Genomic DNA, 7,778 nt, shown 5'->3' on the forward strand with positions numbered 1-7,778 from the left:
GTATCACCGGTAAACCCGTTTAACCGACGCTCCATCAGGTAGCGTAACAACAGAAAAACTAATAAGCCAAACAACAGGGTAAACAGACCAATACTGAGTAAAGCCAACACACCGATGATGAGCATCAACCGTCGTGTATGCAACGCGGATTGCTGTTGTTTAAGAATACTGCCCAAACCATGGGGCCGCACATAGTCGGTGGTTAAAAACAATAATGGTAAAGCAGTGCGTGCCAGTATCACAGACCAGATTAATGCCCACCAGTTCTGTTGGCTGAGTAAAACAGTCAGCATCACAAACTTAATCAGCAGCACTAATACGATCATCACCACTGCAATAGGGCCGGCTGCCGGGTCTTTCATAATGCTAAGGGTTTTAGCTTTATCGCCAATGCCACCCAGCCAGGCATCAGCACTGTCAGCCAATCCATCCAGATGTAATGCACCGGTGATGGTTACCCACAGCGTTAATACCAAAATGGCAGAAACCATTGGCGATTGAGCGTTAAGACCCCAGACCAACAGGCTTAACACGATACCGATGAGTAAGCCTACAACTGGATAAAACAACAGTGAGCGGCCAATATCCTGTTCAGAAAATTCACCCTGCAATCTGACCGGTAGAATAGTCAAAAACTGCAGGGCGATTAACAAAGCTCGCATTAGTTGATGGCTCCGGCGATAGCCGCTTCTTCAAATGTCGCCATTTGATTGTGCAGGGCGCAGGCCATTCTCAATAGCGGAATAGCAATTGCTGCACCACTGGCTTCGCCTAACCTCATATTGAAGTTCACTAAAGGCTGAGCCTCAAGCGCCTGTAACACCGCGCTATGCCCCGGTTCGGCGCTGTGATGACTGAACAGGAACCACTGCCTGCTACCCGGACAGATTTGTTCAGCACATAAAGCGGCCACGCTACTGATAAAGCCATCAACCACCACCGGCAGGCCGGATTTGGCGCAGTGCAGATAACTGCCCACCATAGCCGCTATTTCAAAGCCACCCAGATAGCGCAATATGGCTAAGGGAGAATCCAAATGGTTTTTATGTAATAACAATGCTTCGGCGATAATTTGTGCTTTATGCGAGACGCCTTCAGCATTAAGTCCAGTACCTGGACCAGCCAATTGGCTGGCCGGTAGATTCAACAACGCACAGGCCATTGCACTGGCTGATGTAGTGTTGCCAATCCCCATATCACCGGCAATATAAATCTGCGTACCGTTCTGTAATGAGCATTCGACATTATGTTGACCAATCAGAATGGCTTGTTGGCATTCTGACTCACTCATTGCCGCTTGCTGATGAAAATTAGCGGTACCATTGGCGATTCGTTGATCCTGCACACCTTTAATCTCTTCCAGTTCACTGACAGTGCCAACATTGATCACGTCCAGCGAGGCATCCAGATGTTTTGCTAAAACGCTAATAGCCGCGCCACCACTGGCGAAATTACGAATCATCGCTGCGGTAACAGATTGTGGATAGGCCGAAATGTTTTCAGCCATCACACCATGATCAGCAGCATAAACGGTGATATGTACATGGTCGGCTTGCGGAGTTGTGCCTTGCAGTGCCGCCAGTTTCACCGCTAATTGTTCGAGTTGGCCTAATGAGCCCGCCGGTTTGGTCAGCTGACTTTGTCGGGTTAACGCGGCATCTCCAGCATTTTGGTCAAGCGTTCTGGCAGGTAATGTTAACCACTGGGTGAAGTCGATCATTCAGTTTCCTTTCAAAGCATGCGGCAAACCTGCCACGGTGAGGATGACATTATCCATCAGTGCAGCCAGTTGTTGATGCAGGCGGCCGGCTTCATCACAAAAGCGTCGGGTCAACTCACCCATCGGCACAATGCCCATGCTGGTTTCATTACTGACCAGAATGATGTCAGCCTGCAGAGTTGGCAGAGTTTCAAGTAATCGTTGGATTTCGTTAGTTAATAAATTCTCATCATCGGAGAGCAGCAAATTGGTCAGCCATAAGGTCAGACAATCCACCAAAATGCATTTATCTGTATTGTCCTGTTGCTGCAATGCAGCGGCAAGATTGAGTGGCACTTCGATAGTAGTCCAATGAGCAGGGCGTTGCTGTTGATGCAATGCAATACGCTGCTGCATTTCACTGTCATCAGCACGAGCAGTCGCCACATAGCAGACGGCTAACTTACTTTTGATAGCGCGTTGTTCGGCCAGTCGGCTTTTACCGGATTTTACGCCGCCGAGGATCAGGGTTTTAGCCATTTGCTGCCTTTAAAATTGTCAGTAATGCCTCGGTATCCATATGCTGTTCAATCATCTCTGCCAGTCGTTCAATATCCGCTTCACGCAAAGCATGATAATCCGGACTGCTGACGTTATTCAGTCCAGCCCAATGCAGCAGGGCATCAGAGCTTGTTTGCTGTTCAAATAAACCATGCAGATAAGTGCCAATAATTTGATTATCTTCGCTAATCGCTCCATCCGGACCATGCGATAACTGTAGCAGCGGACGCAATAACGCTTTGCCTTCACTGACACCGGCATGAATTTCGTAGCCACTGATGGCAGAATTATTGAGTAACAATTGTCCCTGATTTTGCCGTAATTGTTTCTCGGCATGCAGGGTAGTGTGCATATCCAGTAATCCTAGACCTTTTTTGCAAGAGCCAGGCGAACTTTCAACACCTTTTGGATCATCAATCTGCTGACCCAGCATTTGAAAACCACCACAAATCCCTAATAGTTTGCCACCGTAGCGCAGATGTTTTTGAATCGCTGCAGGCCAGCCTTGCTGTTCCAGCCATCGCAGATCGGCACTGACATGTTTGCTGCCCGGCAGAATGATCAAATCAGCTGGCGGTATAGGTGAATCCGGACCAATAAATTGTAAGTTTACGTTTGGGTGCAGGCGTAATGGATCCAGATCGGTATGGTTACTGATACGAGGCATGACCGGCACAATAACATTCAGCACATTTTCGGCTTTTTCCACCTGCGTAATATTTACCGCATCTTCGGCTTCCAGATGCAGGCCATGCAGATAGGGCAAAACACCCAGTACAGGCTTGCCAGTGCGTTGTTCCAGCCAGTCCAGACCGGATTGCAGAAGGCTTATATCCCCGCGAAAACGATTAATCACAAAGCCTTTAACGCGCTGTTGCTCAGAAGCTGACAGAAGTTCCAATGTACCCACCAAGTGAGCGAATACACCGCCACGATCGATATCAGCAACCAGGATCACCGGACAATCTACCGCTTCTGCAAAGCCCATATTGGCAATATCGCGATCGCGCAGATTAATTTCAGCCGGTGAACCGGCACCTTCTACTACCACGACATCATATTTTTTAATCAAACGGGCATGCGATTCCAATACTGCAGCCATCGCGGTTTGTTTATAGTCGTGGTAAAAGCGGGCATCCATATTGGCAATGGCTTTGCCATGAATAATGACCTGAGCGCCGGTATCACTGTTAGGTTTTAGTAAAACCGGATTCATATCGATATGCGGCGGCAGGTTGCAGGCTTGGGCCTGAACGGCCTGAGCTCGACCAATTTCTCCACCATCGGCAGTCACAGCACTGTTTAGCGCCATATTCTGCGGTTTAAAGGGTGCGACAGAATAATCCTGATTGACCAGCCAGCGGCATAACGCTGTGACCAGCGTACTTTTTCCAGCATCGGAGGTAGTACCCTGAACCATTAAAGTCTTAGCTGTCATGGTTGTACGACCTGTTGCAATGCGGTTTCCAGACGTAGCCAGTGCTGTTCATTAGCCGGTAAGCCAAACCTTAAAGCTGCCGGTCGATCGAATAATCGACAGACAATACCTTGTTGTGCCAGTTGATGATGAATGCTGGCAGCATGAGCGGTTTTAATCCATTGAAATAAGGCGCAACCCCCGTTGGGTGCTAATTGATATTGAGCGAGCAGCTCAGTCAATCGTTGGGCGTGTTGTGGTAAATACTGACGCGATTGCTGCTGCCAGTTTTTATCAGCTAATGCCTGCGAGGCAATCCATCTGGAAACTGAGGCAATGGGCCAGGGGCCAGATTTTTCGGCGATATGCTTTAGCAAATCAGGGTGTGTGATCACAAACCCGACTCTTACCCCGGCCAGACCAAAAAACTTTCCCAGCGAACGTAAAATGATTAATCCATGTTGGCAGGGGAGTGGTGCCAGACTTTGTTCTGGTGTGATATCAATAAATGCTTCATCGACGACCAACCAGCCATTACGCATTTGCAAACGTTGTTGCCAGTTTAATAAACGTTGTCTGTCAAACGTTTCACCGCTGGGATTATTCGGGTGAATAACAATCACCACATCAAACATATCAATCTGTTGATCCAGCTCAAAACTTTCCAGCGCGACCACTTCATGACCGGCTTGCTGCCAGCAATGGCGATGTTCCTCGTAAGCTGGCGAAAGGATAGCGACGCGACAAGCTGCTCTTAAGGTCGGTAAGATTTGTATAGCAGCCTGCGATCCGGCAACTGGCAGAATATGTTCACATTGATAATACGTTTTAGCCTGATCGATTAAATCATCTTCGTTTTCAGGCAATCTTGTCCAAAGCTCTGTCGAGATCTGTTCTGGAACGGGCCAGCCGTTTGGGTTTATACCAGTAGATAAATCCAGCCAATCCTTTAGGCCGATACCATATTGTTTGGCATAAGCGTGAATTCTACCGCCGTGATTAAGCATAAATGATCCCCGTAATAATCCCTATAACGGAAAGCCATAACAGCACACTGTTAGACACTAATTTTAGAGCACGCCCAATATCGTTTGCTTCCGCAATATTTGATGTGCCGAGCAGGGGACGTTGATGCCATTCGCCGTGATAACAGGCGACCCCACCAAGTTGTATATCCAAAGCACCCGCACCACTGGCCATTACCGGACCGGCATTTGGGCTGTCCCATAATGGTGCTTGCTGATGCCAGCAGCTGAATGCCTTTCGCGTAGTGCCAAGCAGGGCATAACTTAAAGCAGTCAGCCGGGCGGGCACAAAATTTAATAAATCATCCAACCGAGCTGCCGTTTTGCCAAAATAGAAAAATCGTGGAGTTCGATAGCCCCACATGGCATCCAGAGTATTCACCAGACGGTAGGCAACCGCGCCGGCTGCACCACCGATAACAAACCAGAAAAGCGTACCAAAAACCGCATCGTTTCCATTTTCAAGCACTGATTCAATGGTCGCTTTATTCACATCAATATGATCTTTATCGCGACTGACAATGCGGCTGGTCAACGTTCTGGCATGTTCGAGATCATCTTGTTGCATGGCGAGCAGAATAGGTCGCGTATGATCAAACAGACTGCGATGACCCAGGCACAGCGTTAATAACACAATGGAAAACACACCTCCCCATAGAGGAATCTGGCAGATCAAATAACTAATAAACGTAATTGGCACAATACAAATGATTAATGCCAGCATGCCGGCAGAAAACTGAAGTAATTGATGCTGATTGGTATGATTAAAACGTGCTTCGATTTTATTCGCCAAAGTGCCAAAACCGACCAGAGGATGCAACCGTTTCGGTTCGCCGGCAAACCAGTCAATGATCAAAGCGCTGAGCATGATAATAAAGGTCATGTTTTGGTTTTGTTTTCCCAGCGGTTTTCAAAGATAAGCTCATCCAGCGGCTGACGTTGTCGCCAGTTTTCCTGCTCCAGCATGGGCTGTTGGTAAAATGCATCGACATGACCCAGACACAGAATCGCCACCGGGCAGGCACCTTCAGGAATGTCCAGTAAATCGGCCAATTTTTGGGGATCAAATAAGGAGACCCAGCCCATACCCAATCCTTCGGCACGGGCAGCCAGCCACATATTCTGAATGGCACAAGATACCGATGCCAGATCCATTTCCGGCAGGGTGCGCCGACCAAAAATATGTGACTCCCGTTTATCCATCAAAGAAATAACCAACACTTCAGCGCAATCCTTAATGCCTTCGACTTTCAGCTGCAGAAATTCCGACTCACGTTCACCCAACGCTTTAGCAGTCAAAACTCTTTCGTTTTCAACGATTTGATGTATAGCGTTACGAATGCCGGTATCGGTAATCCGAATCATCCGCCATGGCTGCATAAGTCCTACGCTGGGAGCCTGCCAGGCTGCTTCAAATAATCGCTGCAGAATATCCTGGTCAATGGGATCAGCAATAAAATGGCGCATATCCCGACGCTCACCGATGGCGCGATAAACCGCTTCACGATCCTGCTCATTAAAACGGTATTTATCCAGATTCATGGTATAAACCAGCGGGCAATGAGTTCAGGGGCTGACGGAAAATAAAAATGGATATAGCTGGCGGTCAGGCGTTGTTGCTGAAACACGGCTTCACTGACGTTATTGCCGTTCGGGCATTCAGCATAGACGATGGCGTCGGGCTGATTCTCCAACAAGGAATGGTGGTAGGTATGACCACGTAAAGTATTGTTATCAAGAGTGACTTGTTGCAAAGCCAAGGCTGTCAGTCTGGCTTGTAATTTGGCATCAGTTGCCAGCACGCCACACATTTCAGCGTGTTGGCCATGCTTATCGGTTAAGGTACGGCACAAATACAGCATGCCACCACATTCAGCCAGCACTGGTTTATTGGTATTGATATGTTCACATATCGCCTGACGCATCGACATGTTTTGGCTGAGTGTTTCCAGATGCAGTTCAGGGTAACCACCGGGCAGATAAAGGCTATCCACCTCAGGCAGCGTTGTATCCGTTAACGGTGAAAAAAATATCAGCTCAGCACCCATAGCGGCTAAACAATTCAGATTAGCCTGATAAACAAAGGCAAACGCTGAATCCTTAGCCACGCCGATGCGAATATCTTTTAATAGAGGCGGTAAAGCATCAACAGGCTGGTTGTCTAGTTTGATGTGCGGTAAAACAAATTCGGGATTGAGCTGCAGGCTGTCTGCCAGATTATCCAGACGCTCACTCAAATCAGTGAGTTCATCAGCCTGAACCAAACCCAGATAACGGCTGGGCAGGCTTTCCGTTTGACGTGGCATAGTAGCAAGGCAGGGTAGATCATCTGGTAAAGCGGATGTCAGCATTTCAGCATGTCTGGCACTGCCCACTCGATTGGCCAGAACGCCAGCCACAGTCACATCCTGACGAAATTTGGCTAAGCCGAACGCTAAAGCAGCAAATGTTTGTGCCATGGCACTGGCATCAATCACCGCTAACACCGGAATTCCTAAAGTGGCAGCCAGATCAGCTGTGGAGGGAGCGCCATCAAACAAGCCCATCACTCCTTCAATCAGAATGATATCTGCCTGTTTGGCGGCGTCGGCAATCAACAGTCTGGAGTGAGTTTCACCCACCATCCATAAATCAACTTGATAAACCGGATGGCCGGAGGCAAAAGACAAGATCATTGGGTCCAGAAAGTCTGGACCCACTTTGAAAATTCGGACCTGTTTACCCTGACGTCGATAATGCCACGCCAAGGTCGCGGTAACAGTTGTTTTACCTTGACCTGAGGCGGGGGCAGCAATAATCAGCGCAGCGCAGGTTTGCGGCTGCTTTGACATTAACGTAGCTGATTACTGCGCTGGCTCAAATTGGCAAAACGGAAGCTGATATGAATTACCGCGGCAGCAGCAATGTAAAAGCTTAATTTACTCAGGTTGCCAGGATAGGACTGGACGAACCGGGTCAGATACTCAGCCATGGTTGGATCAACATAACGACCTGAAAACCAGTAAAAACCACCGCCACTGAACAGGCCGGCAACTGCGGTAATCGTCACCAGCGTCATCGCCAGTGTAAACAGAGC

Annotated in this window: 8 protein-coding genes and 1 pseudogene; all 9 read right to left on the bottom strand. The window is 48.3% G+C overall.

The annotated features are described in order from the left end of the window. On the bottom strand, window positions 1-662 hold a 662-nt coding region (locus B3M51_RS01850), incomplete at its 3' end, for an adenosylcobinamide-GDP ribazoletransferase (protein ID WP_292756439.1). After that, complete coding sequence (gene cobT, locus B3M51_RS01855) at window positions 662-1,720, bottom strand: nicotinate-nucleotide--dimethylbenzimidazole phosphoribosyltransferase (protein WP_292756441.1); 1,059 nt, start codon at window positions 1,718-1,720, stop codon at window positions 662-664. The genes cobT and B3M51_RS01850, both read right to left, overlap by 1 nt. Then, window positions 1,721-2,239, bottom strand: a complete 519-nt coding sequence (cobU, locus tag B3M51_RS01860; RefSeq protein ID WP_292756443.1) for a bifunctional adenosylcobinamide kinase/adenosylcobinamide-phosphate guanylyltransferase — start codon at window positions 2,237-2,239, stop codon at window positions 1,721-1,723. It lies immediately after the preceding gene. Beyond that, window positions 2,232-3,698 carry a cobyric acid synthase gene (locus tag B3M51_RS01865; protein WP_292756445.1) on the bottom strand — a complete coding sequence of 489 codons (1,467 nt, stop codon included), beginning with the start codon at window positions 3,696-3,698 and terminating at the stop codon, window positions 2,232-2,234. The genes cobU and B3M51_RS01865 overlap by 8 nt, the downstream gene beginning before the upstream one ends. Then, complete coding sequence (cobD, locus tag B3M51_RS01870; RefSeq protein WP_292756447.1) at window positions 3,695-4,684, bottom strand: threonine-phosphate decarboxylase CobD; 990 nt, start codon at window positions 4,682-4,684, stop codon at window positions 3,695-3,697. The genes B3M51_RS01865 and cobD overlap by 4 nt, the downstream gene beginning before the upstream one ends. Then, window positions 4,677-5,585, bottom strand: coding sequence for an adenosylcobinamide-phosphate synthase CbiB (gene cbiB / locus B3M51_RS01875; RefSeq protein ID WP_292756449.1), 909 nt, complete (start codon window positions 5,583-5,585; stop codon window positions 4,677-4,679). Before cbiB ends, cobD begins: the two co-directional genes overlap by 8 nt. Continuing rightward, on the bottom strand, window positions 5,582-6,244 hold the full coding sequence (gene bluB, locus B3M51_RS01880; RefSeq protein WP_292480445.1) for a 5,6-dimethylbenzimidazole synthase: 663 nt from the start codon (window positions 6,242-6,244) through the stop codon (window positions 5,582-5,584). The genes cbiB and bluB overlap by 4 nt, the downstream gene beginning before the upstream one ends. Further along, window positions 6,241-7,533, bottom strand: a complete 1,293-nt coding sequence (locus B3M51_RS01885; RefSeq protein WP_292480447.1) for a cobyrinate a,c-diamide synthase — start codon at window positions 7,531-7,533, stop codon at window positions 6,241-6,243. Before B3M51_RS01885 ends, bluB begins: the two co-directional genes overlap by 4 nt. Further along, window positions 7,533-7,778: pseudogene (locus B3M51_RS01890) on the bottom strand (hypothetical protein); the annotation flags it as partial. The gene B3M51_RS01885 and the pseudogene B3M51_RS01890, both read right to left, overlap by 1 nt.

The organism is Methylophaga sp. UBA2689, assembly GCA_002354555.1.
In the GTDB taxonomy this organism is placed as follows: Bacteria; Pseudomonadota; Gammaproteobacteria; order Nitrosococcales; family Methylophagaceae; genus Methylophaga.

Coding starts and splice junctions, on each gene's coding strand:
- cobT (WP_292756441.1), bottom strand. CDS start 1,720: ATGATCGACTTCACCCAGTGGTTAACATTACCTGCCAGAACGCTTGAC.
- cobU (WP_292756443.1), bottom strand. CDS start 2,239: ATGGCTAAAACCCTGATCCTCGGCGGCGTAAAATCCGGTAAAAGCCGA.
- B3M51_RS01865 (WP_292756445.1), bottom strand. CDS start 3,698: ATGACAGCTAAGACTTTAATGGTTCAGGGTACTACCTCCGATGCTGGA.
- cobD (WP_292756447.1), bottom strand. CDS start 4,684: ATGCTTAATCACGGCGGTAGAATTCACGCTTATGCCAAACAATATGGT.
- cbiB (WP_292756449.1), bottom strand. CDS start 5,585: ATGACCTTTATTATCATGCTCAGCGCTTTGATCATTGACTGGTTTGCC.
- bluB (WP_292480445.1), bottom strand. CDS start 6,244: ATGAATCTGGATAAATACCGTTTTAATGAGCAGGATCGTGAAGCGGTT.
- B3M51_RS01885 (WP_292480447.1), bottom strand. CDS start 7,533: ATGTCAAAGCAGCCGCAAACCTGCGCTGCGCTGATTATTGCTGCCCCC.